This window comes from Actinomyces radicidentis, from assembly GCF_001553565.1.
Classification (GTDB): domain Bacteria; phylum Actinomycetota; class Actinomycetes; order Actinomycetales; family Actinomycetaceae; genus Actinomyces; species Actinomyces radicidentis.
Genome location: NZ_CP014228.1, coordinates 1,424,582 through 1,449,826, shown reverse-complemented (window position 1 = coordinate 1,449,826; position 25,245 = coordinate 1,424,582). Strand labels below are relative to the sequence as shown.

Sequence of the window (25,245 nt, the reverse complement as noted above, 5' to 3'; positions counted from 1 at the left end):
CCTGCCCGCATGCGACTGGCCACCTGGAACATCAACTCGATCCGCACCCGCGTCGACCGCGTCCTCGCCTTCCTCGAGCGGGAGGACGTCGACGTCCTCGCCATGCAGGAGATCAAGTGCAAGCCCGAGCAGTTCCCGCGCGAGGCCCTCGAGGCCGCCGGCTACGAGCTCGCGGTGCACGGCCTCAACCAGTGGAACGGCGTCGCCATCGCCTCCCGGGTGGGGCTCGCCGACGTCGAGGTCGGTTTCCCGGGCCAGCCGACGTGGTCCTCCAAGGAGGGCGTCGAGCCCGTCGTCGAGGCGCGTGCGCTCGGCGCGACCGTGGGCGGGCTGCCGGGTCCTGACGGCGCGGTGAGCGACCCGGTGCGCCTGTGGAGCCTGTACGTGCCGAACGGCCGCGAGCTCACCCATCCGCACTACGCGTACAAGCTCGAGTGGCTGCGGGTCCTGCGCGACGACGTCGCCGGCTGGCTCGCGGCGGAGCCCGCCCAGTCGCTCGCACTGGTCGGCGACTGGAACGTGGCCCCGCGCGACGAGGACGTGTGGGACATGAGCGTCTTCGAGGGCGCCACCCACGTCTCAGTCCCGGAGCGCGAGGCCTTCGCCGCCTTCGAGGGGGCGGGACTGACCGAGGTGACCCGCGACCGCGTCACGAACTACACGTACTGGGACTACCAGAAGCTCCGCTTCCCCCGGAACGAGGGCATGCGCATCGACTTCGTCTACGGCTCGGCCGCATTCGAGGGCCGCGTGCGCGGCGCTGCGATCGACAGGAACGAGCGGAAGGGCAAGGGCGCCTCGGACCACGTCCCGGTCATCGTCGACGTCGACTGAGCGGCGGCCGACAGAGCGAGCGGGGCTGGCCCAGCGCCTCTCCGGGAGACGGTGTCCCGATCTCGAGGTCAGGATGTCCCGATCTCGACGAAGGGGGCGTGAGTCAGAGCGCGAGGACCTGGTCGTTGAGGGCGGGCCAGGCCGCCTTGTGCGCCTTGGAGAAGGGCTTCGCGCCGAGGAACACGGCCTCACGGCCCGCCACGGGGTCCACCCAGAGGAAGGAGCCGGACTGGCCGAAGTGCCCGAAGGTCTCCGGGGAGTTCCGCTCCCCCGTCCAGTGCGGGTGCTTGTGACCGCGGATGGAGACGCCGAGGCCGAAGTCGTTGGGCGTCTGGCGCCCGTAGCCGGGCAGGACGCCGTCGAGCCCGGGGTGGACGACGTGGCGCGCCTGCTCCGCGAGACCGGCGGACACGAGCGTGGGCGCGGCGAGCTCGCGGGCGAAGAGGCTGAGGTCGCGGGCGTTGCCGGACCCTGAGTGCGCGGGCGACCCGGGCACGAGGACGCTCGCCATGCCGAGGGGCTCGAGGACGGTCGTCTCGATCCACTCCTCGAGGTCCGTGCCGGTGGCCTCCTCGAGGCGCTGGCCGAGGATCTCGATGCCGCGGTTGGAGTAGACGCGGCGCTTGCGCGGGGGCCCGAGGACGGTGTCCGCGCCGTCGGCGCCGTCGAAGGAGATGCCCGAGGAGTGCGACATGAGGTCGCGGACGGTGGCACCGGGCAGCTGCTCGCCGGCGGGGTCGTCGAGGCTCATGAGGCCGCGGTCGACGGCGATGAGGGCGCTCCACACGGCGATGGGCTTGGTGACGGAGGCGAAGGGGAAGGTCTCCTCGACCTCGCCGGCCTCCGCGACGACCTGGCCGTTCTCGGTGACGACGAGGGCGCAGGGGAAGTCGAGACCGTCGAGGGCGGGCAGGGCGGCGCGGGCGGCCTCACCGGTCAGGGGAGCACTCATCGCAGGCACAGCCCCTGCTCGTGGAGGACCTCGAGGACGGGCGAGCTGGAGGAGCCGCCGTTGCCGAGGGTGCGCACCACCTGCGCGGTGAAGGTGTCGGAGCGCTTGTTGGCCTCGCGCAGGTCGTAGTAATCGCGCACGGTGCGGTCGTAGGCCTCGAGGGCCTCGAGGTGGTCCGTCACCTCCGGGTAGGTGTCGACGGCGGTGGTGATCTCGCGGGGCAGGCGCGGCTTGAACTGGGGCTCCTGGTCCGGGTGGCCGACGAGGAGGCCGAGCAGCGGGTAGGTGTGCCGCGGCAGGCCGAGTGCGGCGATGATCCGGCGCGGGTCCGTGGCGATCGAGCCGAGGTAGGTGGTGCCCAGGCCCAGGGACTCGGCGGCGACGACGAGGTTCTGCGCGGCGATGACGGTGTCCTCGACGGCCTGGAGGAAGAGGTTGGTGCGCTCGACCGGCTCGACGTCGGCGCCGGCGCGCTCGCGCAGGACGGCGTTGCGGTGGAGGTCGACGACGAACACGAGGAGCTCGCCGCGGCTGCCGCCGACGTAGGGCTGGCCGGAGACGGCGTGGATCTCCTCGCGGATGGCGGGGTCGAGCACGCGGATGACGGTGACCTGCTGGCGGAAGGAGGAGGTGGCCGACTGGCGGGCGACGTCGAGGAGGGTGGTGATGACGTCCTCGCCGACGGGCTCGTCGGTGTACGCGCGGATGGTGCGGTGGGCGAGCTGGACGTCGATGGTCGGGCCGCTCACGAGGGAGGTGACGGGCCGGTTGAGGGCGTCGGAGGGGGCGTCCGTGCGCTGCGGGCCGTTGCCGTGGTCGAGCGCGGCGGCCCCCGTGGACTCGTTGCTGGTCTCGGTCATGTCCCCGACTCTAGCGCCGCGCCGTTCGTGACCGTCCGGGCCGATACGATGCCCGCGATGCCCTTCTACCACCGCCGCCCGCACGACCGCGGCCCGCTGAGGCCGCGCACGGCGACGGTCGCGCCCGCGGCGTACGCCCGGGCCGCCGAGGACCGCGAGGCGCTGGCGAGCGCGGCCCGCGAGGTCGGCTACGCCGTCGTCGACCTGGAGACGACCGGCCTGTCCCCCGCCGGGGACGAGATCCTCGAGATCGGCCTCGTCCTGGCCGGTCCCGACGGCGTCGAGCAGCGCGCCTGGTCCACCCTCGTCGACCCGGGCGCCGGCGTGGACGTGGGGCCGACCTTCATCCACGGGATCGTCGCGGAGGACCTCGTCGGCGCCCCGAGCCTCGACGACGTCGCCGACCTCCTCGTGCGGGACCTGGCCGGGCGCGTCGTCGTGGCCCACAACGCCCGCTTCGACGTCGGCTTCCTCACCCAGGCGCTCGGGCGCCGGGAGCGCCTGGCCCGCGGGGCCCGGGTGCCGCGCGTGTGCACGATGGAGTGGGCGCGTCACTTCATCACGACGCCGTCGCGCCGCCTCACGACCTGCTGCGAGGCCTCCGGCGTGGAGATCGGGCACCACCACTCGGCGCTCGACGACGCCCGCGCCTCCGCGGGCCTGCTGCGCCACTACATGAGCATCGGGGCGCAGCGCGGCGAGGCGCCGGTCGCCTGGGCGCGGGCGCTGGCGGACGCGCGCGCCTTCACCGGCTGGACCTGGGACGAGGCCGCCGCCGAGCGGGCCGAGGCCCTGCTCGTGCCGCGCCGTGGCCCGGGCGTGCCCCGCGAGGGCGTCCCGGACCACCTCTGACGGAACGCGGGGCGCGAGCACCGTCGCACCCGGTCGGTGACGAGCCGGCGGCTCAGCCGGCGCCTGCGTCAGGAGCCGGTCAGTCGGCGTCCGGGTCGAGGACGACGAGGAAGCCGTCGTCGTCGACGACGGCGCCACCGGCGGCCCGCTGGACGGCCGCTGTCACCGCCTCGATGACCTCCCCGGCCGCGGCGCGCTCGCCCGCGTCCGGTGATGCGGGGTCGAGCGGCCGCCACACGCCCTGGTAGGCGATGAGCGACCCCTCCGCGGCCCAGGGCTCGCCGCGCAGGGCGAGCGGGAGCGCCTCGACGCCCTGCACGCGCAGCTCGACGACGCTGCCGTCGGGCGCCCCGGCCCCGGGGACGTGCACGGCGTAGCCGTCGAGGACGGTCTCCTCCGGGCCCGCGGCGGCGCGGTGCCGCGCCGCCTCCTCGGCCTTGTCCAGCGCCTCGGCGCCGAGCACCGCCTCGAGCCGGCGGCGCTCCTCCGGGTCGAGCGCGGCGAGGCCGGTCTCCCCCGCGGCGGGGGCCGGGACATCGAGCTGGGCGCGGGAGCCGGGGGCGACGTCGGCGAGAAGCGCCTCGAGGGCGTCCGGGGCGAGCCACACGGGGGCGACGAGGGTGAGGCCGACGTGCTCATCGGGGTCGGGGACGTGGAGCTCGGGGACGATGCCGTCACCGACGAGGCGCAGGCCGCCGCGCAGGCGCCGGGCGATGGCGCGCAGTCGCTGGAGGGCGAGGAGCTCGGTCCCCTCGGGCTGGTGGAGGGCGAAGGCGTCGGCGAGGGGGTCGAGTCCGGCCAGCTCGACCGGCAGGGGCCCGCCGCGGTCCGGCTCGCAGGCCAGGGCCATGACCTGGTCGGCCCACTCGGGCAGGTCGAGGCGGTGGCGGAGCGCGTCGTCGAGGCGCCAGGGGCCGTGGAGCTCGACGCCGGGCATGAGGCCGATCGAGGACACCGAGAGCCAACCGGCGCGGGCGTCCTGGGAGACGGCGAGGGCCTCGACCTCCTCGGTCTCGACGTCGTCGGGCAGGACGAGGAGGTGGCGGGAGTCGAGCTCGTCGGCGGGCAGGGTCCTGGGGACGATGAGGACGCCGGTGTCGAGCGGGAGGGCCGCGGCGGTGTCCGCGGGCCGCTGGGCACCGGGCCGGCCGGCGGAGGTTCCGGTGGAGTCGGTCATGACGGCCTCAGCGCTCGTCGGCCGCCCGGCCGGAGGGTGCGGCGTCGTCGAAGCTGGTGACGCCGTCGGCGAGCGGACCGGGGTCGGTGATGCGGATCCGGTCGAAGCGCACGTGGGAGCGGGAGGCGGTCGGGCCGCGCTGCCCCTGGTAGTGCGAGCCGGTGGCCCCCGAGCCGTAGGGGTGATCGGAGGGGCTGGACAGACGGAAGAAGCACAGCTGGCCCACCTTCATCCCGGGCCACAGCTTGATCGGCATCGTGGCCGTGTTGGAGAGCTCGAGCGTGACGTGCCCGGTGAAGCCGGGGTCGATGAAGCCGGCGGTGGAGTGGGTGAGGAGGCCGAGGCGGCCGAGGGAGGACTTCCCCTCGAGGCGGGCCGCGACGTCGTCGGGCAGGGTGACGCGCTCGTAGGTGGCGCCGAGGACGAACTCGCCGGGGTGGAGGATGAAGGGCTCGTCGGGGCCGACGTCGACGAGGTGGGTGAGCTCGGACTGCTCGACGGCGGGGTCGATGACCGGGTAGCGGTGGTTGTCGAAGAGGCGGAACCAGCGGTCCAGGCGCACGTCGATGGAGGCGGGCTGGATCATCGCCGGGTCGTAGGGGTCGAGGACGACGCGGCCCGCGTCGAGCTCCGCGCGGATGTCATGGTCGGAGAGCAGCACGGGCCCGATTGTGCCAGGACCGCACCGCGGGCGGGCCTCGAGCGGCTGCCGACGGCGTCTGGCTCCCCACGGGGACGCCCGCCGGGGCGGGGCGCCGCGGCGGGTACGGCGGGTGCGGCGGAACCCGGCCCGGGAACGACGTCGGCCCCGCACCACGCTCGGTGGTGCGGGGCCGACGGCCCTCACGGGCGGGCGCTCAGGAGCGGCTCACACGAACCACTCGGCGCGCCACTGCTCGGGGTGGCGCTCGGTGATGGTGAGGACGAGGAGCCAGATCGGGCCGATGAAGGGCACGAAGGTGATGAGGTACCACAGGCCGGACTTACCGGCGTCGTGGAGGCGGCGCCAGGTGATGGCGAGGCTCGGGACGATGCAGGCGAGGCCGATGATCATCATGAGGAGGTAGCCGATGACGAGGATGGCCGGGGACCCGGTCGACTGCGCGTAGCCGTACTCGTCGAGGGTGGTCCCGGCGGCCATGACGCCGAAGCCGATGAAGACGAGGATCATCGGGATGAGCTCGATGAGGAACATGCCGAGGGCCGCCCACCAGAACTCCGAGCGCGACGCGGCGCCGCGGAACTGGGCGTACTTCTTGAAGAAGAGCTTCATGGCGTCGACGAGGCCGACGTCGCTCGGGGCGGTCTCGGCGGTGACGAAGGGCGGCAGACCCGGGACGGAGGCGGCGCCGTAGGTCGAGTAGCCCGGGTAGCCCTGGGCGGGGTCGGCGTACCCGGTCTGGCCGTAGCCCTGCTGGGCGTATCCCTGCTGGCCGTAGCCCTGCTCGCCGTATCCGGCGTGCTGCCCGTAGGCGGACTGGCCGTAGGCAGCGACGGCGCTCTGGCCGTAGGCGGGCGAGGAGGCCTGCCCGTAGCCGTAGCCCTGGGAGGCGTCGGGCTGCTGGCCACCCTGGGGCTGGTTGTAGGGGTCGTATCCGGTGCTCACGTGATGCTCCTGGCTGGTTGTCGGGGCTGTCTGCGGTTCGGGGACGGGGTCGCGGGAGGGCGGTGCTCCGCCGTGTCCCGACGAGGTTAGGGACGCGCTCGCCGCCGTGTCAGTGGGGACCGGTCCCCACCCGGTCCGGCGGCGGCGGGCGGCTCAGTCGCTCAGGGGGACGCCTCGGGCGTCGACGCCCCACGGCACGGCGCCGGGGGTCGCCGCGAGGATGAGGATGCCCTCGACGAGGGCCCACACCTCGACGCCGAGAAGGACGAAGAGGCCGACGAAGATGAAGCTGAGGATGACGCCGGCGACCGTGAGCCCGAGCTGCAGACCGCCGCGCGCGTCGCGGCCCAGGTAGAAGTTGTGGACGCCGAGGGAGCCCAGGAAGATGCCGAGGAGGCCCGCGGCGATCTTGGACTTGCGGGCGACCGCGTAGGCGCCGGCGTAGGGCTGCTGGTAGCCGGGCTGCTGGTAGCCGCCCTGGTACTGCTGGTAGCCGGCGGCCTGGTATCCGGCCCCGTAGCCCGGCTGCTGAGAGGCGCCCTGGTACTGCTGGTATCCGGCGTCGTACCCGCTGTCGGCCGACGGCGCGGAGGCGTAGCCGCCCGACGGGGCCGACGCGTAGCCGGTGCCCGTATAGGCCTGACCGGGCTGCCCGTAGGGCTGGACGACGGCGCCCTGGGCGCCGATCGGAGGTGCCTGGTGGACGCCGGCCTGGCCCTGGGGGTAGCCGGACGGGTTGTACGGGTCGCTCATGCGGAGGGGCTCTCTGGGGAGGGAGTGTCGTCACCGCGACGGGCAGAAGGTGCCGGACGCCGGGGCCGCGGGCACGGGGCCCGCCTCCGCCACAGTAACGGCAGGACCGTCGCCCCCGCGGCACGTATCCGCTTCGAGGCGCGTCCGTGGCCGAATCGTGCCGTTTTCGGCGCTGGCGCGTGCGTGGGGTATGCTGCTCCAGCACCTCACCACTGGTGAGCGCGCGGGTGTAGTTCAATGGTAGAACTTCAGCTTCCCAAGCTGACAGCGCGGGTTCGATTCCCGTCACCCGCTCCAGCGCAAGGCCCGGAACCGCACGGTTCCTGGCCTTCGTCGTCCCCCGGCGTCGCACCGCCACAGCATGCTCCGCCCCCTCTCGATTCGGCGCCCGGCGGCACCCGTCCCGGACGCCGCGGAACCGCACTCCCGGGCGGGCGCCGTGACTGTTCCGTGACCGTTCCCGCTGCCGCCGCCGCGGGTTCATCCCCGTCTCACAGCATCGGCACGACCAGCCCGTCCACCCCGACGGGCACGATCCCCAACCGGATGAGGACCACCGTGCTGCTCCCCCGTCTCACCCACCTGGCGCGCCCGACGATCGCGGGCGCCGCCGCCGCGCTCGCCGTCTCCGGCGCCGCCGGGAAGCGCCTCGGCTTCCTCGACATCTCCGACCCGAGCAACCCCGTGGGCGCCGGCACCGTCGACCTCGCCGAGCTCGGCCACGCCGACGACCAGCCACCTCGGTCGCCATCACCGGCGACTACGTGCTCGTCGTCATCGACGAGACCGGCGACGACTTCACCGACCCGAAGGGCCGCGTCGACGTCCTGCGCCTGTCCGACCGCGAGCGCGTCGCCTCCATCGACCTGGGCGGCCAGCCCGACTCCATCGCGATCAACGACGACGGCTCGATCGCCGCGATCGCCATGGAGAACCAGCGCGACGAGGAGAACACCGACGTCGACGGCGGCCTGCCCCAGCCGCCCACCGGCTTCGTCCAGACCCTCGACCTCACCGGCGACCCCTCGGGCTGGACCGCCACCCCGATCCGCTTCCACGACGACGCCGGCAACCCCCTGCCCATCGTCGCCGCGGCCGGCCTGGACACCCCGGAGGACCTCGAGCCGGAGTACGTCTCCATCAACTCCCGGAACGAGCTCGCCGTCACCCTCCAGGAGAACAACGGCGTCGCCGTCATCAACCTGGGCACCCGCGAGATCACGAGCGTCTTCTCCGCCGGCACCGTCTCCCTCGACGGGGTCGACACGGAGAAGGACGGCCTCATCGACCCGTCCGGCTCGATCACGGACGTGCCCCGCGAGCCCGACGCCGTCGGCTGGATCGACGACGACCACCTCGCCACCGCGAACGAGGGCGACTGGAAGGGCGGCAGCCGAGGGTGGACCGTGTGGGACACCGCAGGGAACGTCGTGTGGGACGCGGGGACCTCCGTCGAGGAGCTCGCCACCCGCTACGGCCTCCACAACGAGGACCGCGCGGGGAAGAAGGGTCCGGAGATCGAGGGCCTCGCCGTCGCCACGATGAACGGCACCCGCTACGCCTTCGTCGCCTCCGAGCGCTCCAACTTCGTGGCCGTCTACGACGTCGACGACCCGGCCGACCCGCGGTTCGTCCAGCTCCTCTTCTCCACGAACGGCCCGGAGGGCATCCTCCCGATCCCGGGCCGGAACCTCCTCGCCGTCTCCTCCGAGACCGACGACTCCGACGCCCTCGTGCGCTCGTCCGTCAACCTCTACGAGCTCGGGGGCGCGGTGCCCGCCACCGAGCAGCCGAGCATCGTCTCCGACGACGACGCCTCCGGTCACGCGATCGGGTGGACGGCACTGGGCTCCCTCACCGGGGACCCGGCCGACGCCTCGACGCTCTACGCGGCCTCCGACGCGGCGCTGGCCGAGGGGCGCCTGTACACGATCGACGCCTCGCAGACGCCGGCGCGGATCGTGCGGGCCCGCTCCGTGACCGAGGACGGCGCAGCCGCCTCCGACCTGGACATCGGGGGCCTCGACGCGCGCGCCGACGGCGGCTCCTGGCTCACCTCCGAGGGGCGACCGGGGCGGAGAACCAGATCATCCGCACCGACTCGCGGCTCTCGATCCAGGAGCGCATCAACCTGCCGGCCGAGATCACCGACCACGTCGGCAAGTGGGGCCTCGAGCGCATCGACTCCACCGTCAACGCCAAGGGCGAGGAGGTCGTCTACGTGGCCCTGCAGCGCCCGCTGTGGGTGGACCCGTCGGCCAAGCCGCTGGAGGCCGTCGAGGGCGCGACGACGAACCGGATCGGGCGCTACAACACCGCCACGGGCGAGTGGACCTGGTCCGGGGTCGAGACGACTTCGACGGACGCGGACGGCGACTGGATCGGGCTGTCCGAGCTCACCGTCGTCGACGACAACACCCTCGCCGTCATCGAGCGGGACAAGCTGAACGGACCCGACGCCCGGATCAAGCAGGTCCTCCAGGTGACGCTGCCCGAGGAGGGCTCCGTGTCCGCCGACGCGCTCAACCCGACGACGACGCGCGTCGCCTACGACGCGCTCCCGGCGCTGCGCGGCACCAACGGCTGGACGCAGGGGAAGCTCGAGGGCTTCACCATCGCCGCGGACGGCCGGGCCTACGCCGTCACGGACAACGACGGCCTCAAGGACGCGACCGGCGAGACGGTGTTCCTTCGCCTGGGCGACGCCTCGGCTCTCTTCACCGACGACGACCCGGCCGAGGCCGAGCCGACCCCCGGCTCCGTCCGAGGAGCCGACGGCGGGGCCCAGCGACGAGCCGAGCGCGGGGCCGACCACGGAGCCGACCACGGAGCCCAGCGACGAGCCGACGAGCGAGCCGACGAGCACCCACCCGGGTCAGGCCAAGGGGCACGAGAAGGGCCGCGGTCACGGCAAGGGCCGGAGCCACGGGAACGGTCACGGCAAGGGGCACGGCTGGGGCCGCGGCCCGTGGTGGGGCGGTCACGGCCCCGTGTGGCCGGGCCTGCACCTGCGCTGAGCCGCCCCGCGACCGGGCCGGACGGCGCGTCGCCGTCGTCGGTGCCGGACGCCCTCACAGCGGCCCCGGACGCGAGTGAGCCGGTCCCCGTAGCGGGGACCGGCTCACTCGTGCGCGGCGCCGGGCTGCGACGTCGCCAGGGCCGCGGTGACGCCTGCGCTCAGCTGGCGGCGACCATGAGGAGGCCGCCGGCGACGGCCGTGTTGGAGGCGAAGGAGGTCATCTGGGTCTGCTTCTTGCCGGCCTCGGTCTCCTTCCAGAAGGGGTGGCCGACGATCGTCGTGGGGACGAGGAGGCCGACGAGGCTGAGGGCGGAGACGCGGGGCAGGATGCCCAGCGCCATGGCGGAGCCGGCGGCGATCATGCCGGCGCCGTTGAGCTTGACGAGGGTCTCGCCGGGGACGTCGACGTCGATTCCGTACTCCTCCTTGGCGGAGTCGACGACGGGGCCGAGCTGGGCGGAGCCCTTGAGCTGGTTGAGGCCGCCGCCGATGAAGACGGTGGCGAGCATGGCGCGTCCGGCCATCTTGACGGGGTTGATCACGGTGGATCCTCTCGTTGCGGGGCGCCCAGGCGGCGCCTGCTCCTGCCGGGACCCTAGCGGTTCGCTCGACGGCTCGCCCAGGCAGGGGGCGCCGACGGCGGCCGTGTCAGCCCAGCGCGGACGGCGCCCTCAGACCCCGAGGACCCGCGCTGCGCCCCAGAGCGCCGTCGCGCAGGCCACGAGCGACACGGGCACGACCATGAGCCCGAGCCGGGTGAACTCACGCAGCTCGGAGCGCGCGCCCTGCCCGACGAGCACCCGACGCCACAGCAGGGTGGCGAGCGACCCGACGTAGGTGAGGTTCGGCCCGATGTTGACGCCGATGAGGACGGCCAGCACGGCGACGGGCCCCAGCGGGGCCGTGAGGGGCACGAGCATGAGCGTCGCCAGGAGGTTGTTGACGAGGTTGGCGGCCAGCGCCGCGAGGACCGCGATCACGATGACGGTGGGCAGCCCCGTCTCGTGCGGCAGGATCCCGTCCGCGAGGGTGGCCAGGCCGTGGTCGACGGCCCCGCGCACGACGACGCCCAGCGCGAGGACGAAGAGCAGGAAGAGGGGGTTGGCGGCGCGCAGGACGCCGGCGAGCTCGCGGATCGTCCCGTCCCTGTCGCCCGACGGCGCGACGAGTCTCCTCACCAGCAGCACGACGACGCCGGCGAGCGTCGGCCAGACGATCTCGATACCGAGCGCCGAGCACACCACGAAGCCGACGAGGACGAGGAGGACCACGGCGAGGGCGAGGCGCGGGGCGCCGGCGTCGGCACCGACCCTCGCGGCGGTCGCGAGGACCACCGGGGTCAGCAGCACCACCGTGGCGTCGAGGCTGAGGACCGCGGTGGTGACGGAGGCGACGAGGAAGACGAGGAGCAGGAGACGGCGGGGCGACCCGTGCGCCCGGTCGGCCATCCAGCGTCCGGCGTAGGTGAAGAGCCCCTCGCGTTCGCACAGGTGCGCGAGCACGAGGATGACGGCGAGGAAGGCCACGGTGCCGCCGAGCTCGTGGAGGACGTCGCCGACGTCGTCGGGGTTGACGACACCGGTGGCGAGGAGGAGCAGGGCCGCTGGCACGGCGGCGACGGCCTCGGGGACGCCGCGGGGCCTCGCGATGGCGACGCCGAGGACGAGGAGGACGCAGAGGAGACTCACCGCCCCGGCGGCGGCGCCGCCGAGAAGGAGCACGCCCCGATCCAACCACGCCGCGCGGAGGCTCGCCGCGGACGCTCAGGCGCCGGGCAGCCCCGCACCGCTCACGGCCCACGCCCCGCACGCGGCCCAGACGGCCAGGGCGGTCGCGGCGGCGTCGGCGAGGAACCAGGTGAGGAGCCAGAAGCCGGCGGGCAGGGGCGTGAGGTCGGCGAGCGTGCCGTGGTCCTGGTGGGCGTCGCGGCTGGCGGCGACGTCGCGCAGGGAGTCCCAGGCGCCCAGCAGCAGGGCGAGACCGACGCCTCCGACGACGCCGTCGCGCCAGGGCCCGCCCCACCACCACAGGGCTCCTGTCAGCGCACCGATGAGCAGGACGAGCCCGGCGGTGCGCCAGGAGCGGGACATGGCGAGCAGGACGAGCCCGTCCGCGAGCGCGGCGACGAGGACGACCCCGGCCCAGCCGTGGACCGCGGCCACGACGACGAGCGCGCCGAGGACCGCGGGCGCGGGGTAGCCGGCCCAGGTGGTCGCGATGCGGCCCGGGCCGCGGGAGCGGCCGGCGGTGACGGCGTGACCGGACAGGTCGCGCTCGACGACGAAGCCCTGGAAGCGCCGCCCGACGAGGACGCCGACCGCGGCGTGCCCGGCCTCGTGGACGACGGTGACGAGGGTGCGGCCCCAGCGCCGCGCCGGCCGCCAGGCGAGGACGACGGCGAGCAGCACCAGCGCGGGCCACAGGGCGCGCGGGTCGGCGACGGCGTCGGGGCGCGTGCGCTCGACCGCGCCCTGCCACAGCGCGTTCCAGTCCGTGTTCACGCCCGGCAGTGTGCCAGCCGATGCTGTGGACCGCCGTCGGCTCTCCGCTAGGGTCCGGGCATGACCTTCCCCGTCGACGACGCTCCCACCGGCCCCACTCCCCCGGCCGGCGCCGAGCGCTCCGAGATCCCCTCGCCCGCCTCACGCCTCGTCGTCGCCGCGGCCGTCCTCGACTCCCTCGAGCACCCCACGACGATGCTCTGCACCGCCCGCTCCTACCCGGCCGAGCACGCCGGGCAGTACGAGCTCCCGGGAGGCAAGGTCGAGCCCGGGGAGACGCCCGCGGAGGCCCTCGCCCGCGAGCTCCGCGAGGAGATTGACCTCGAGGTCCGTCTCGGCGAGGAGGTCCGTCCCTCCCCCGCGCTCGCCGTCGGGACGCCCGAGCAGGCCGACGTGGCCGACCCGTCCACGCACCCGGGCGACGACGCCGCCTCGTGGCGCGCGATGCACGGCTACCGGATGCGCGTGTGGCTGGCCGAGCCCGCTGACCCCGAGCACGGCCCGCACCGGGGCACCGCGCACTCGTCCATGTCCTGGGTGCCGCTCGACGAGGTCGCGGACCTGCCGTGGCTACCCGCGGACCTGCCGATCCTCACCGCGATCCACGAGGTCGTCGCCCTCTAGCCTCGAGAACGAGGGTTGTGCCCGAGAACGAGGGAACTTCCTTCGTTTTCGTGCACAACCCTCGTTCTCGGCGGGATGGGCCGTCTGCCCCACCGCACCGGCCCCCTATTTCCTGACGTCGCATCGCGATCCGTCACCTTCGGGTCTAGGCTCTCCCCCATGCCGAAGATCATGGGTAACTCACTGGCCGAGCACCGCGAGCGCACCCGCAGCGCCCTCTTCGGAGCCCTGGCCGAGCTCATGAGCCAGCGCTCCTTCGACAGGATCACCCTCTCCGACGTCGCCGCCCACGCCGGCGTCGGCCGCACCGCGGTCTACAACCACTTCGCGGACAAGGAGGACCTCCTCCTCGCCTTCATGGAGGACGAGGTCGAGCGCTACGCCGCTGAGCTCACCCGCGCCCTCGAGGGCACCGAGGACCCCATCGACCGTCTCCGCGTCTACGTGCGCCAGCAGGCCCTCATCAAGCGGCAGTTCCACTTCCCGACGACGGGACCGCTGTCCTCCTCGGTCTCCCGCGGCACGGCCGGTCGACTGCGCGCCCACGGCGGGCTCATGGCGCAGATGCTCGCCCAGATCCTCACCGACGCCATGAGGGCCGGCGAGATCCCGCAGCAGGACCTGAACCAGGTCATCCCCCTCGTCCACGCCTGCGTCATGGGTGGGCGCCCCACCCCGACGGACGCGGCGGCGCGCGAGGAGTACCTCACGGCCCTCGACCTCTTCGTCCTGCGCGCGGTCGGCGCCACGGCGCCGGACCACCCGGTCCCGGCGGTCACCGCGCCGCAGGCGACCCAGGACGCGGAGGCCTGAGCCTCACCGGCGAGGGCTCAGTCTCCTGAGCCCTCCCCCTCGGCCACCCCTCCGACGACGACGCCCGCGGCGTCGCCCGGAGCGAACGCCGCCCGGGGGGCCGGCCGGGCTCACCAGTTCTTGGTGCCGCCCACGGACGAGCCGCCGTCGTCATTGGCGTCGCCGTTACGCTCGTCGAGCTCCTTCTGCTTCTCGTCAACCGGGCTCGGCGTGCTCGTCGGCCCCTCGCTCACGGACGGGCTCGACGTCGGCTCGGCGGAGGCGGACTGGCTGGCCTGCGCGCTCGGGTCCTGGCTGGGCGTGGCCGAGGCGCTGGAGGACGGGTCGTCCGTCGGGCTCGCGGAGCCGCTGGGCTCGGCCGACGCCGTCGTGCTGGAGTCCTGGCTCGGCTGCTGGCTCGGGGGCGACGACGGCGTGCCCGACGGCGTGGCGGAGGGGTCGCTCGACGGGTCCCGCGGCGGGACGCTGCAGTCGCCCGCGGCCTTCGTCGCGGCGGCCTGCTCGTCGGAGGCGGTCCGGCTGTCCCCGTCCTCCTGAGCAGCAGCCGCCTTCCCGAGGTGCGCCGCGTAGAGGTTGACGCGCACGAGGCACTCGGGAGCCGTCGGGTCCAGGGTGCTCACGGTGTGCCCGTCGGATCCCTGGGCGGTGATCGTGTCCGCCTCGGGCGCTGTCGTGAGCGCCTCCTCGAGCTCGCTCGCGGCGGCGTCGAGGTCGTTGGCGAAGAGCTGGGCGGTGCCGAGGTTGTAGTGGACGCGCCACTGCTCGAGCACGGGGTTGATCATCTCGACGGCGGAGTAGCGGGACACGGCGGTCGTGTAGTCCTCGTGGACGGCGGCGCGGTTGCCGAGCAGGGTGAGGAGGCTGACGGCCCCCAGCCAGGCGCACACCAGCAGCACGACCGCGGCGGGTGCACCGCCCCAGGTGAGGAGCCGACGGCGTCGGCGGAGCCGGGCGGCGCGGGCGGCGGTGTCCTCGGTGTCGTCGGCGGTGCCGTCGCCGGCCCCCTCGGGGACGACGCCGACGGACTCGCCGTAGGAGCGGGCCTCGTCCTCGCTCGTGCCGCCGGGGCGGAAGCGGGCGTCACCGGTCGGGTCGCCGGGGCCGGACGGGTTCCAGGTGCTCATCGGGGGCCTCCCGCGCTCGTGCGGCCGGTGGTCGTGGCTGCGGTGGTACCCCGCGCGAGGCGGCGCAGCTGCCGGTCCGTGCGGGCCAGGGCGATCGCCTCCCAGCCGAGGATCGCGGCGGCGACGAGGCCGAGCGGCCAGGTGAGGTAGCGCCGGTAGCTCTTCCGCTCGCGCCCGTCGGTGAGGCCAGCGTCGACGTGGAGGGTCGTGAAGTCCTTCGTGGGGACGTCGTCGGAGCCGCCGGTGCGCTGGTAGTAGGAGACGCCGAGGTCGTCCGCCACCATCTTGAGCTCCTTCGTGTCGGGCACGGAGACGGCGTCCTTCCCGGTGGTGGGGTCCTGGATGTAGGGGGCGTCGGTGGCGCCGGAGCCGTCGGACTCGCGCATGCGCCCGCCCTCGTCCGTGCCGTAGCCGAGGACGGAGCCGCCGTCGACCATGGCGCCGACCTGCTTCCAGGTGACGCCCGCTTCCGCGGCCTCGGTCGCGGCGGCGCCGTCGTCGGTGGCCTCGCCGTCGGAGAGGACGTAGACGACGCGGGCGTCCTCCGGCGCGGACTCCTGGGAGGCGGAGAGCGTCTGGGCCAGCAGCGGCAGGGCGCGCTCGAGGCTGGAGCCGCCGGAGCGGTCCGTCGTCTCCTGGCGCAGGGCGTTGATCCAGGCGGTGACGGCGTCGACGTCGCTCGTCAGCGGCAGCTCGGTCTTGGCCGTCGAGTCCAGGGCGATGATCGAGTAGCGGGCGTCGGGGTGGGCGTCCTTGATGGCGGTGAGGTCGGCGCGGACGCCGTCGAGGCGGGTCCCGCTGCCCCCGTCCCAGTCCTCCGCGGCCATGGAGCCGGTGCGGTCGACGACGAGGTAGATCTCGAGGCTGGAGACGGCGACGGACTCGGTGACGGGCACGCTCGGCCCGGCGAGGACGAGCAGGACGACCGCGGCGAGGGCGACGCGCCGCCACCAGGAGGCGCGTGCGCCGGCGTCGGCGGTGGGGGCGAAGGCGGCCCGACGCGCCCACCACAGGAGGCCGGCGGCGGCGAGGGCGAAGAGGACCGTGAGGACCCAGCCGAAGAGCGGTTCGAGTGTCATGCCCGCCTCCACGCGCCCAGTCCGAGCAGGAGCAGCAGCGCGACCGCGAGGACGCCGGCCGCGAGCCGGGGCGTGTCCGAGACGCGCACCTGGGTGTCGTCGGTGAGCTCGGCGACCTGATCGCTCTCGAGCTCCTCGACGATGGCGCCGGCGGCGTCGGCGTCGTCGACCTGGTAGAAGCGGCCGTCGTGGGAGGTGGTGACCTCCTTGAGCTCGTCGCGGGCGCGGTCGAGGTCGGTCTGGGTGGTGCCGGGGTCCTGGAGGGACGGGTCGGCGCCGTAGAGGGAGAACATGCGCACGCCGCGCGCGGTGGCGAGGTCGGCGGCCTCGGAGAGGCTGTAGATCTGCTGGCCGTCGGGGTCGAGGACCTGGTTGTCGGTGGCGAGGAGGACGGAGCGGGAGCGGTCCTTGACCGGGTCGCCGAAGGCGCCGGTGCAGGAGGCCAGGCCGTCGCCGACGAGGGAGGAGGCCTCGAGGTCGGTGTCGAAGACGCCGGAGAAGGTCTTGTAGTACGGCTCGAGCTTCGGGTTGCCGTAGTAGGGCTCGAAGTCGAGGACGTCGGCGATCTTCGTGAGCTGGCTGCGCAGGAGGTCGTAGTCGTCGGTGAGCGGCACCATCGTCTGAGCCGTCGTGTTCCAGGCGACGAGGGCGACGCGCTCGCCGTCGAAGGAGTCGAGCATCTCGGAGAAGGTGTCGAGGATCTTCGCGTCGGTGGTGAGCATCGAGGTGGACACGTCCAGGCACAGGACGATGTCGCGGCTGGCGAGGGCCTCGTTGCGCACGTGGCGGTCCACGGGCCGGCCGGCCAGCGCGGAGGCCGCGACGACGGCGACGACGAGGAGCGCGCCGAGGGCGGCGTGCAGACGGCGACGACGGCGGATCCGGGCGCGCACGAGCGGGCTGGACAGGAGCGAGGAGGAGTTGGCGACGCGGCGCGGGCCGTCGTCGGCGGCGCGGCTGCGGCGCCGCAGCGGGGCGTAGCCGATCCGTCCGGCGAGGGCGAGGCCGACGGCGACCGCGACGAGGATGAGGAGGAGGGCGAAGAGCCAGGGCATCACCATCGGTGGACCACCTCCCCGGCCTCCTTGATCGCCTGGTCGGCGGCGGCCCTCGGGTCGCGGTCGAAGGAGGGCTGCTCCCACACGGTGAGGAGCTCGCCGACGTGCCCGAGGGGGTTCGTGTCGAGCGGGCGTCCGCCGCGGCGGACCATGCGCAGGCGCTCCTCGATGGAGCGCGGGCCGGTGGTGTCGGCCATGTCGAGGATCTCCCTGGCGGTGGCGGTGTCGATGTCCTCGCCGGAGCGCGCGGAGGCGAAGCCCCGCAGGACCTCGGCGAGCTCGAGGTGGAGGCCGCGCAGGTCGGTCTCGCCGTCGCGGTAGCGGCGGGCGGCCTCGTCGACCTTGCCGGACCACTGGCGGCGCTCGTCGGGCGCCATGGGGACGTCCCCGATGGTGCGGGAGCGGTCGCGCAGGGTCACGAGGACGGCGCGCAGGATGAAGGCGATGGCGAGGATGGCGCCGACGATCGCGATGACGGTCATCCACACGGGCATGAGGACGGGCGCGTTGAGCTGCATCTCAGCGCCTCCCCCGGCGTCGGGAGGCGAGCCTCTGGCGGGCGAGCAGCGAGGCGAGGGAGTCGACGAGGGCCTCGTCGGACTCGATGGCGACGTGCTCGATGTGGCGGGCGTCGAGGAGGGCGTCGACGGCGTCGCGGTGCGCCTGCTCGGCGGCGCCGGCCCGGGCTGCGAGGTCGAGGTCCTCACGGAGGAAGGCGGGGACCTCGCCGTCCATCTCGATGTCGCGGGCTCGGCCGCGGCCGGGGGCGAGGGGGACGTCGTCGGAGATCTGGACGACGGCGAGCTCGTGCTGTGCGGACAGGCGGCGGATCCAGTCGGCGACGGCGGGGTCGGTGGCGGCGTCGGGGTGCGAGGTGTCGGTGATGAGGACGACGAGGCTGCGCCGGCGGTGCCACGTGGAGACGTTGTGGAGGAGCTCGCCGAGGTCGGAGGCGGGGGCGCCGGGCGCGATCTCGATCGTCTCGTGGCCGTGGCGCTCCCGGGTGACGGTGAGCCCGTCGAGCTGGCGGGCCAGGAGGGCGAGGAGCGTCTCGGAGTGCTCGGAACCGGCGCGGGGCGGGCGGTGGACGGTGCGCTCGGCGTCGCCGGCGACGAGGGCGACGGTGTCACCGCGCATGCGGGCGAGGTAGGCGAGGACCTCGGCGACGCCGAGGGCGAGCTCGCGCTTGTCCTCACCGGAGGGGGCCTGCGCGGCCATGGTGCGGCCGGTGTCGACGGCGAGGACGAGGGGGAGGTTGGACTCACGCTGGTAGCGCTTGATGACAGGTTGTCCGATCCTCGCGGAGGCCTTCCAGTCGATGTCCGTGACGTCGTCGCCGGGACGGTAGGCCGACAGGTCGTCGAAGTCCTGTCCGTGGCCGAGGAGGACCGACTTGTGGCGCCCGTCGAGCAGGCCGGTGGCCCGGCGGAGCGTGGGCAGGGACAGCCGCCCGCGCACGCGCGCCAGGCGGGAGCCGCGACGGCGCTCGCCGCCGGGGCCCGTCGGCTCCGCGCGCTCACCGCGCTCCGTGCGCTCGGCCTGCTCCGCCCGCTCGCGGGCGCGCCTGCGTCTCATCGTCGTCCTCGTCGCCTGCTGCCGGCTCACGGGGTCGGGACGGCCGCGAAGATCGCGTCGATGATGGACTCGGGCGCGACGTCGTCGGCGAGGGCGTCGTAGGTGAGGACGAGGCGGTGGCGCAGGACGGCGTGGCGCAGGAGGCCGACGTCGTCCGGGGTGACGTAGGTGCGGCCGGCCTGGAGGGCGATCGCCTGGGCGACCCTCATGAGGGCGATGCCGCCACGGGGTGAGGCGCCCACGCGCACGTGCCGCTCGAGGCCCTGGACGGGGCGGGGGCCGCCGCCGCGCGAGGTGTTGACCAGGGCGACGATGTACTGCTTGATGACCGGGTCGACGTAGACGCGCTCGACGGCGCCCTGGAGCCACAGGACGTCGTCGGTGGAGATCGGGGGCGTCGTGATCGGCTTGCCGAAGGTGCCCTTCGAGATGCGGTCGAGGACGTCGGCCTCCTCGGCGGGCTTGGGGTAGGTGAGAACCTCCTTCATGAGGAAGCGGTCCATCTGGGCCTCGGGGAGGACGTAGGTGCCCTCCTCCTCGATGGGGTTCTGGGTGGCCAGGACCATGAAGGGCTTGGGCAGCGGGTAGACGACACCGCCGATGGAGGTCTGGCGCTCCTGCATGGCCTCGAGCATCGCGGACTGGGTCTTGGCGCTCGAGCGGTTGATCTCGTCGAGGAGGACGATGTTGGCGTGCACCGGGCCGAGCTGGGTGGTCATCTCGCCGGTGGAGTAGTTGAGGACCTGGGTGCCGATGATGTCGTTCGGCATGAGGTCCGGGGTGCACTGGATGCGGTGGAAGGAGCCGGAGACCGCGGAGGCGAGGGTCTGCGCGGCGGTCGTCTTGGCCAGGCCGGGGACGGACTCGAGGAGGATGTGCCCGCCGGCGACGAGGGTGGAGACGAGGGCGACGCGCAGCTGCGGCTGGCCGACGACGCGCTGGGAGAAGGTCTTGGTGACGCGGGAGAGGAGCTCGCCGGCGCGCTCGAGGTCCGCCTCCGGGGAGGACTCGCGGCTGTCGGCGGCGGCGCTGCGCTTGGCCTCGCGCTCGAGCTCGGAGCGGCTGGGCAGGGAGCCGGTGGGCGCCGGGTAGGACTCGCCCGACGGCGTGCCGGGAAGGCCCAAGGCGTGGTTGCCGGTGGCGATGCCGCCCCCGGTGGCCTGAACGGGGGCCGACGACGGGGCGGGAGCGGACGGGACCGCCGGAGCCTGCTGCTGCCCGGCGTCGGGGGCGAGCTCGAAGGCGGCGCGCTGCTCGGGGCGGTGGGCGCGGCGGCCGGTGCCGGACGGCGGGATCGAGGGCGGGACCTGCCCGCCGTCCGCGGGCGCGGCGGGGCGTGCGGGAACGCCGTAGGGCTGCTCGGGCTGGGTGCTCATGGTCCTCCTCGCGCGCACCGGGCCTGGCGCTCGGCGCACCGGCAGGCTATACGAGGCGGCCGTGAGACCCCAGGGCCCGCGATGGGGATCACGCCCCTTGGAACCAGAGGACCGGCCGTTCGGAGCAGCCAAGAGACGGTTTTCCACAGCCCCGACGCACTGCACTCCCCGGCCACGGGTGTCCGTGCAACCGTGGACCCGTGCACGGCGACGGCCCCCGAGAGCGACTCATGACCTTGGGTGCCAGCGCGCTCTCCGACGCCGAGCTCGTCGCCATCCATCTCGGCACCGGACGGACGGGTCAGAACGTCCTGGGACTCGCCCAGTCCCTTCTCGATGCGTTCGAGGGCGTCGGTGGCCTGAGTTGCGCGGGATTCGAGGACCTCGTGCGCGTCCCTGGCCTCGGCCCGGCGAAGGCGACACGCCTTGTGGCCGCCTTCGCCCTCGCCGACCGGGCGGGCACAGCTCGGCAGGGCGAGCGCGTACAACTGAGGTCCTCCGGCGACGTAGCTCGGGTGGCGGCGCCCTGGTTGCGCCGGGAGCGCGCGGAGCGCGTCGTGCTGGTCCTCACCGATCAGCGGAACTGCGTCCTCTCCGTGCGACCGGTCGCCACAGGAGGCCAGGGTTCGTGCGCGGTCCCGATTCGTGAGGTGGTGGCGACGGCCTTGCGGTGCGACGCGGGTGGGATCGCGCTGGCGCACAACCATCCGTCAGGCGACCCGACGCCGAGCACTGCGGACGTCAAGACCTCGCGTGCCGTCAGGCGAGCGTGCGAGACCGTGGGCCTGCGGTGGCTGGGGCACGTCGTGCTCGCCGGCACACGGTGGGAGGCGGCGGTACCAAGCCCCGGCGGCGATCACGCCCCTGCGACTGACCGCCGAGGTCCTCACCGGGTGAGCTGAGAGAACACCTCGTTGCGGGATGTTGAGATCAACATGCTCCCGACCTCGACGACCTTCCGGGAAGCCTCATCGCTGTTCCTCGCCAGCGCGAGCACCCGGTTGATCTTTAGCACCTGATCGGACGTGGGTAGCGGCACCTCAAGAGCGAGGAAGCCGTCCGGATGGAGCCTGCGCCGGTTCACATTGGTCCCCCGCGACGCGTCCTCTGCGATACGTCGCCAGCGCTCCGACTGGAGCAGAGCACGAAGATACGCCAGTGACACGTCGTCGCACCTGAGGTCGAATGTGACGAACTCGGGTGACACGTAGTCCCCTTCGAACTCTGGGCCGAGGACGTCAAAGGCACCGCCCCAGGCCATCAGCTTCGGATAGATGACCTGCCCGTGCGTAAGACGCCGAAGTCTTGTGTACCGCGTGGATCCTCCGGAGAGTGATCCACTGTGGAAGGCGCCCCGTCCGTGGGACTTCACACCGACCATCGGATAGACCTCATCATCGACGACATCGACAACGTCCATGCTCGGCGTGAGAATGGAGGACAGCGCAATCGTCGGGCACGACCCCCAGATCATGTCCAGGAGTGACTCGGTCACACCGACCAAGTCCAGACTCCGGCCGGAGCCGGCGACACGGGTCTGCGCTGCAACGACCGCGTCCAGTTGATCGGCGATGCGGCGCTGATCCGCAAGAGTCGGGAGCGGGATCGCGATCCGATCAAGAGCCTTCAGTGAGAGCGTCCGGTTACGACCAGCCGAGCCCGGTGAGGCCCTTCGGATCGCCTCAAGCCCTTGTTCCGACAAGAGGTAGTGGGAGACGTAGCGCGGCACGACCCCAGCCCCATCGTTGGGACGAAGGGTGATGAAGCGATGCGACCCAACCGTCCCGTCACAGTCGGCCCCGGCAATTCCGATTGCCCCCTCCCAGGCGAAGATGTTCGAAACCACGAGGTCACCAGGCTCGATCCGGTAGATCTTCTTATTGCCGAGGGAGGCACCGTCCACTGGCGACTTGAGGAAGACCCCCTTGCCGAACGACCGCACACCGACTTCGACATAGGACTCGTCCGGATCGACCGTCACGGAGCGCCTGGCCACGGACATGACTGCTCCGATCGGCACCCAGTCGACCTTCACAGCTCGAACTCCTCGACCTCGCGCTGGAGTTGCTCCAGCAGACCGAGCATCTCCCGCTCGGCGTCCACGAGCTCGGCGAGCACCTCCTTGACGGGCCGCTGGGACGGGTCCGCCTCCCGGTTCGGGTTGCTCAGGTCGAGGTTGTAGCCGGTCGCCACGATGTCGGAGGCCTTGACCGTCCAGGCCTGGGAGGTCTCCTCGCGACCGGTACGCTCACGCCCGCCCCACCACTGGCGGCACGGTCCGAACTCGTCGAAGAGCAACGGCTTCGTCTTGGTGTAGTTCTTCCGCCCCTCAGGCAGGGGGTGCTCGTAGAACCACACGTCCTCCTGCTGCTCGCCGCGCTCGAAGAAGAGAACATTGGCCGGGATGATGGTGTACGGCGCGAACACGCCGTTCGGCAGACGCAGGACGGTGTGGAGGTTGAAGTCCTCCATCAGCTTCTTCTTGATCCGAGCGCCGACCCCCTGGTCGAAGAGCACGGAGTTCGGCACCACGATCGCGCAGCGCGCGTTGGCGGTGGGACGCAGCCTTGCCATGACGGCCTGGAGGAACAGCCACACGGTCTCCGCGGTCCGGAGCTCTGTCGGGAAGTTCTCCTGGACCGACTTCTCCTCCTCACCGCCGAACGGAGGGTTGGTGAGGATGACATCAGCCTGGGCGGCCGGCCGGCGCATCTCCGCGATCGTGTGCTCCAGGGAATTTCCCCGCGTGATCTGGGGGTCATCGATCCGGTGCAGGAGCATATTCATCTGCGCCAGGAGGAAGGGCATCGGCTTCTTCTCGGTGCCGCGCAGGCTCGGCGCGACGCGCTCCACGTCATGGGCGGAGCCCTGGCGCGCTTCCTTCAAGAGGTGCTCGTAGGTCTCGACGAGGAATCCCGCGGTGCCCACGGCAGGGTCCATGACGATCTCGCCGAGCCGCGGATCCGTCATCTCGACCATGAAGCGGATGAGCGGGCGCGGCGTGTAGAACTCACCCGAGTCCCCGGCGGCGTCCCGCATCTCCTTGAGCATGGACTCGTACAGGACCGCCATGGTGTGCACGTCGTCCGTGCTGGTGAAGTGGATCGAGTCCAGCTTGAGCACGAGTTCCTTGAGGAGATACCCGGACAGCATCCTGTTCGAGACCTCGGAGAAGATCTGACCGAGGGTGTCCCTCGGGTCCCCGGGCTCGCCCGTGCCCTGGAGGCCGGCGAGGTAGGGCAGGAGATCGTTGTTGACGAAGTCGAGGAACTGAGGTCCCGTGAGGCCCTGCTCCGACGCCCACGTCGACCACCGGTACTGCTCCACGATGATCCGCCGGTAGCCCGCGTCCTGGATCTCGCGGACCTCCTCCAGCTCGTCGAAGGCGCGCAGGAACAACAGCCACGAGAGCTGCGGGAGCCGGTCGAGCTCACCGTTGAGCCCGGCGTCCTTCCGCATCGTGTCGCGGCACTCCTTGATGACGGACTGGAGTCGCGCCCGCGTCGTCATGTCCTTCTTGCTGCGAGCTGCCATCAGCCGTCCTTCCTCTCATCATCGAGTCCGCGCACGGCGTCCTCGTACATCACTGTCACCGCGCGGACCGCGTCGTCGAAGTTCCGCGCCGCCAGCTCCATCTCCTCAGCCTTCGCCTCGTAGGGCGAGCGCCAGCCGGCGGGCAACGCGGGCAGGGTGGCGGGCGGCGCCTCACCATCCCGGACTCGGAAGACGCGATCGAGAGCGACGCCGAGAGCTCGCCGCTCCACGAGCCCCGCCTCCTCGAGAAGCACTAGGTCCACGAGGTCCTTGTCCCTGGACGAGGGCCGGTCGTGCGCGTAGGTACGGACGCAGGCGTGGAGCTTCTCAGCAGCGTGCTGGGCCGGGTCGACCGCAGCCACGGCCACGGGGCCGCACCCCTCCAGACCCGGCAGCACCGGATCGACGCGGAGCACGTCACGCGCCTCGCCCATGTCCACGGCGCGTGTCATGACGTCGAGCCTCACGACGCACAGCTCCGTTCCGTCGAGAAGGACCCGGACCGAGACGCCCCACGTCCTCCCGGCGACACCATCGACGACGATCGCCTTCGGCACCCACACCTCGAAGGTCATCCGGTCGTCGAGGTCGACGTCCAGCGCCTCGTCGATGAGGTCCTGGACGGTCTGCGGCGTCCACCGCGTTCCCTCGTCACGAAGGACGAGATCCAAGTCCTTGGTGGTGCGCGCGGCGAGCCCGAGGCGCAGCTCCATCACGAAGCCGCCCTTGAGGACCCACCGCTCATCGAGCGCGAGGCGCGCCAGGATCCGCTGGAAGGCGAAGCGCTTCAGCAGGACGTTCGGGTCGAGCCCAAGCACCCGGGCACGTTGGGCGAGCCGCTGGGTCACCGAGTTCTTGTAGGCGCTTCCGCTCATGACTCCAGCCCTCCCGGTCCGGCACCCTCGGAGCGCTCGACCGCCGCCGTCACGGCGCGCTCCAGACGCAGCGCCGCCCGGTCCGATTGGTTGGCCGCTCGTCGCCGAAGGCGCCGGACAGTCACGAGGCCGCGCTCAAGAGCTTCCGCAACAGCGGCGTCGAGATGCTCCTGAGACGTCGACGACGCCGCAACGTCCGCCAACGACCTCTCGGGTGTGGTTACGCGCCATCCGTCCCGCTCCTCCCGATCACCCTGTGGGAGCAGCCCGACGTGCAGGCGAAGTGCCCCGTCAGCTCGGCGACGCCCACCGGGTACCGTCACGTCGATGCGTGACGGTATGAGGTCCGAGAGTCCGTGGACGGCCAAGGCGGACTCGTGCGAGATCGCAGCCGCTTCTCCGAGTGCGAGGCAGGCGCGCACGTACTCATCCCCCTCGGCCACCGGCCAGCCAGGGAGTCTGAAGAGGCCCCGCTCGACGCGCGTCCAGTTACCACGGTCCGCGTGATGCTTCTGCGCCTGGTAGGAGTACCCGACGTCGCGAGCCTGGGCTGCGGTGAAGTAGCCGCGCTGCCGGAACGCGATCGCGTCGAGCGCACGACGCAGGTCATTCCGGGCTGTCATGAGGCGATCC

24 protein-coding genes, 1 tRNA gene and 1 pseudogene are annotated in these 25,245 nt (G+C 72.8%); 7 read left to right on the top strand and 19 right to left on the bottom strand.

The annotated features are described in order from the left end of the window. Positions 1-9: 9 nt before the first annotated feature. Positions 10-834, top strand: coding sequence for an exodeoxyribonuclease III (locus AXF14_RS06060; protein WP_067941681.1), 825 nt, complete (start codon positions 10-12; stop codon positions 832-834). Positions 835-937: 103 nt separating this feature from the next. On the opposite strand, the gene AXF14_RS06055 is transcribed toward AXF14_RS06060, so the two are convergent. Further along, positions 938-1,786 (bottom strand): serine hydrolase domain-containing protein, encoded by an 849-nt coding sequence (locus AXF14_RS06055; protein WP_067941679.1) that lies wholly within the window; start codon positions 1,784-1,786, stop codon positions 938-940. Further along, on the bottom strand, positions 1,783-2,535 hold the full coding sequence (locus AXF14_RS06050) for an NADPH-dependent oxidoreductase (protein WP_067944124.1): 753 nt from the start codon (positions 2,533-2,535) through the stop codon (positions 1,783-1,785). The genes AXF14_RS06055 and AXF14_RS06050 overlap by 4 nt, the downstream gene beginning before the upstream one ends. A gap of 168 nt (positions 2,536-2,703) precedes the next feature. Between AXF14_RS06050 and AXF14_RS06045 the strand changes: the two genes are divergently transcribed. Then, positions 2,704-3,498 (top strand): 3'-5' exonuclease, encoded by a 795-nt coding sequence (locus AXF14_RS06045; RefSeq protein WP_067941677.1) that lies wholly within the window; start codon positions 2,704-2,706, stop codon positions 3,496-3,498. Between the two features lie 79 nt (positions 3,499-3,577). Here AXF14_RS06045 and AXF14_RS06040 read toward each other — a convergent pair whose 3' ends face one another. The 4 genes from AXF14_RS06040 to AXF14_RS06025 form a co-directional block, all read right to left on the bottom strand. Further along, positions 3,578-4,675 carry a hypothetical protein gene (locus AXF14_RS06040; protein ID WP_067941675.1) on the bottom strand — a complete coding sequence of 366 codons (1,098 nt, stop codon included), beginning with the start codon at positions 4,673-4,675 and terminating at the stop codon, positions 3,578-3,580. Between the two features lie 7 nt (positions 4,676-4,682). Then, positions 4,683-5,336 (bottom strand): dCTP deaminase, encoded by a 654-nt coding sequence (gene dcd / locus AXF14_RS06035; RefSeq protein WP_067941672.1) that lies wholly within the window; start codon positions 5,334-5,336, stop codon positions 4,683-4,685. A 207-nt stretch (positions 5,337-5,543) separates the two neighbouring features. Next, positions 5,544-6,281 (bottom strand): DUF805 domain-containing protein, encoded by a 738-nt coding sequence (locus AXF14_RS14675; protein ID WP_211260142.1) that lies wholly within the window; start codon positions 6,279-6,281, stop codon positions 5,544-5,546. A gap of 153 nt (positions 6,282-6,434) precedes the next feature. After that, positions 6,435-7,034: a TM2 domain-containing protein gene (locus AXF14_RS06025; protein ID WP_067941670.1), complete on the bottom strand. Its 600-nt coding sequence runs from the start codon at positions 7,032-7,034 to the stop codon at positions 6,435-6,437. A gap of 223 nt (positions 7,035-7,257) precedes the next feature. On the opposite strand from AXF14_RS06025, the gene AXF14_RS06020 reads away from it, so the two are divergent. Together AXF14_RS06020 and AXF14_RS14885 are read left to right on the top strand one after the other, a co-directional pair. After that, positions 7,258-7,331 (top strand) — tRNA-Gly (locus AXF14_RS06020). Positions 7,332-8,433: 1,102 nt separating this feature from the next. Then, positions 8,434-9,630, top strand: a pseudogene (locus AXF14_RS14885) (esterase-like activity of phytase family protein); the annotation flags it as partial. A 581-nt stretch (positions 9,631-10,211) separates the two neighbouring features. Here the strand turns inward: AXF14_RS14885 and AXF14_RS06005 are convergent. The 3 genes from AXF14_RS06005 to AXF14_RS05995 all read right to left on the bottom strand — a co-directional run bounded on the left by AXF14_RS06005 (position 10,212) and on the right by AXF14_RS05995 (position 12,554). After that, positions 10,212-10,595, bottom strand: a complete 384-nt coding sequence (locus AXF14_RS06005; protein ID WP_067941663.1) for a DoxX family protein — start codon at positions 10,593-10,595, stop codon at positions 10,212-10,214. Between the two features lie 129 nt (positions 10,596-10,724). Further along, positions 10,725-11,774 carry an ArsB/NhaD family transporter gene (locus AXF14_RS06000; RefSeq protein ID WP_067941661.1) on the bottom strand — a complete coding sequence of 350 codons (1,050 nt, stop codon included), beginning with the start codon at positions 11,772-11,774 and terminating at the stop codon, positions 10,725-10,727. A gap of 42 nt (positions 11,775-11,816) precedes the next feature. Next, positions 11,817-12,554, bottom strand: a complete 738-nt coding sequence (locus tag AXF14_RS05995) for a M50 family metallopeptidase (protein ID WP_084355399.1) — start codon at positions 12,552-12,554, stop codon at positions 11,817-11,819. A 126-nt stretch (positions 12,555-12,680) separates the two neighbouring features. Between AXF14_RS05995 and AXF14_RS05990 the strand changes: the two genes are divergently transcribed. After that, complete coding sequence (locus AXF14_RS05990) at positions 12,681-13,178, top strand: (deoxy)nucleoside triphosphate pyrophosphohydrolase (protein ID WP_067944105.1); 498 nt, start codon at positions 12,681-12,683, stop codon at positions 13,176-13,178. Positions 13,179-13,337: 159 nt separating this feature from the next. Beyond that, positions 13,338-13,991, top strand: a complete 654-nt coding sequence (locus tag AXF14_RS05985; RefSeq protein WP_067941659.1) for a TetR/AcrR family transcriptional regulator — start codon at positions 13,338-13,340, stop codon at positions 13,989-13,991. Between the two features lie 110 nt (positions 13,992-14,101). On the opposite strand, the gene AXF14_RS05980 is transcribed toward AXF14_RS05985, so the two are convergent. From AXF14_RS05980 to AXF14_RS05955, 6 genes are read right to left on the bottom strand one after another with little or no spacing between them, the layout of a single operon-like run. Then, positions 14,102-15,115 (bottom strand): tetratricopeptide repeat protein, encoded by a 1,014-nt coding sequence (locus AXF14_RS05980; RefSeq protein WP_067941657.1) that lies wholly within the window; start codon positions 15,113-15,115, stop codon positions 14,102-14,104. Next, positions 15,112-16,194 (bottom strand): vWA domain-containing protein, encoded by a 1,083-nt coding sequence (locus AXF14_RS05975; protein ID WP_067941656.1) that lies wholly within the window; start codon positions 16,192-16,194, stop codon positions 15,112-15,114. Before AXF14_RS05975 ends, AXF14_RS05980 begins: the two co-directional genes overlap by 4 nt. Then, entirely contained in the window at positions 16,191-17,255 is a 1,065-nt protein-coding gene (locus tag AXF14_RS05970; RefSeq protein WP_067941654.1) for a VWA domain-containing protein, read from the bottom strand. Before AXF14_RS05970 ends, AXF14_RS05975 begins: the two co-directional genes overlap by 4 nt. Further along, positions 17,249-17,770 carry an alpha-amylase gene (locus AXF14_RS05965; protein WP_067941652.1) on the bottom strand — a complete coding sequence of 174 codons (522 nt, stop codon included), beginning with the start codon at positions 17,768-17,770 and terminating at the stop codon, positions 17,249-17,251. The genes AXF14_RS05970 and AXF14_RS05965 overlap by 7 nt, the downstream gene beginning before the upstream one ends. Before the next feature lies 1 nt (position 17,771). Then, positions 17,772-18,827, bottom strand: coding sequence for a DUF58 domain-containing protein (locus AXF14_RS05960; RefSeq protein WP_084355398.1), 1,056 nt, complete (start codon positions 18,825-18,827; stop codon positions 17,772-17,774). A 26-nt stretch (positions 18,828-18,853) separates the two neighbouring features. After that, the gene (locus AXF14_RS05955; protein WP_067941650.1) at positions 18,854-20,203 is read right to left on the bottom strand and encodes an AAA family ATPase; all 1,350 of its coding nucleotides are present in this window, start codon (positions 20,201-20,203) and stop codon (positions 18,854-18,856) included. 200 nt (positions 20,204-20,403) lie between these two features. On the opposite strand from AXF14_RS05955, the gene AXF14_RS05950 reads away from it, so the two are divergent. Beyond that, positions 20,404-21,105 carry a JAB domain-containing protein gene (locus tag AXF14_RS05950; RefSeq protein WP_257721781.1) on the top strand — a complete coding sequence of 234 codons (702 nt, stop codon included), beginning with the start codon at positions 20,404-20,406 and terminating at the stop codon, positions 21,103-21,105. On the opposite strand, the gene AXF14_RS05945 is transcribed toward AXF14_RS05950, so the two are convergent. Genes AXF14_RS05945 through AXF14_RS05930 form a run of 4 tightly spaced genes read right to left on the bottom strand, consistent with a single transcriptional unit; the run spans position 21,090 to position 25,235 of the window. Continuing rightward, on the bottom strand, positions 21,090-22,238 hold the full coding sequence (locus AXF14_RS05945; RefSeq protein WP_067941645.1) for a restriction endonuclease subunit S: 1,149 nt from the start codon (positions 22,236-22,238) through the stop codon (positions 21,090-21,092). The genes AXF14_RS05950 and AXF14_RS05945 overlap by 16 nt on opposite strands. Further along, positions 22,235-23,737: a class I SAM-dependent DNA methyltransferase gene (locus AXF14_RS05940; RefSeq protein WP_067941643.1), complete on the bottom strand. Its 1,503-nt coding sequence runs from the start codon at positions 23,735-23,737 to the stop codon at positions 22,235-22,237. The genes AXF14_RS05945 and AXF14_RS05940 overlap by 4 nt, the downstream gene beginning before the upstream one ends. Continuing rightward, a complete protein-coding gene (locus tag AXF14_RS05935) occupies positions 23,737-24,612 on the bottom strand; it encodes a nucleotidyl transferase AbiEii/AbiGii toxin family protein (RefSeq protein ID WP_067941641.1) in 876 nt (291 codons plus the stop codon). Before AXF14_RS05935 ends, AXF14_RS05940 begins: the two co-directional genes overlap by 1 nt. After that, on the bottom strand, positions 24,609-25,235 hold the full coding sequence (locus AXF14_RS05930) for a type IV toxin-antitoxin system AbiEi family antitoxin domain-containing protein (RefSeq protein ID WP_067941639.1): 627 nt from the start codon (positions 25,233-25,235) through the stop codon (positions 24,609-24,611). Before AXF14_RS05930 ends, AXF14_RS05935 begins: the two co-directional genes overlap by 4 nt. Between the last annotated feature and the right edge of the window lie 10 nt (positions 25,236-25,245).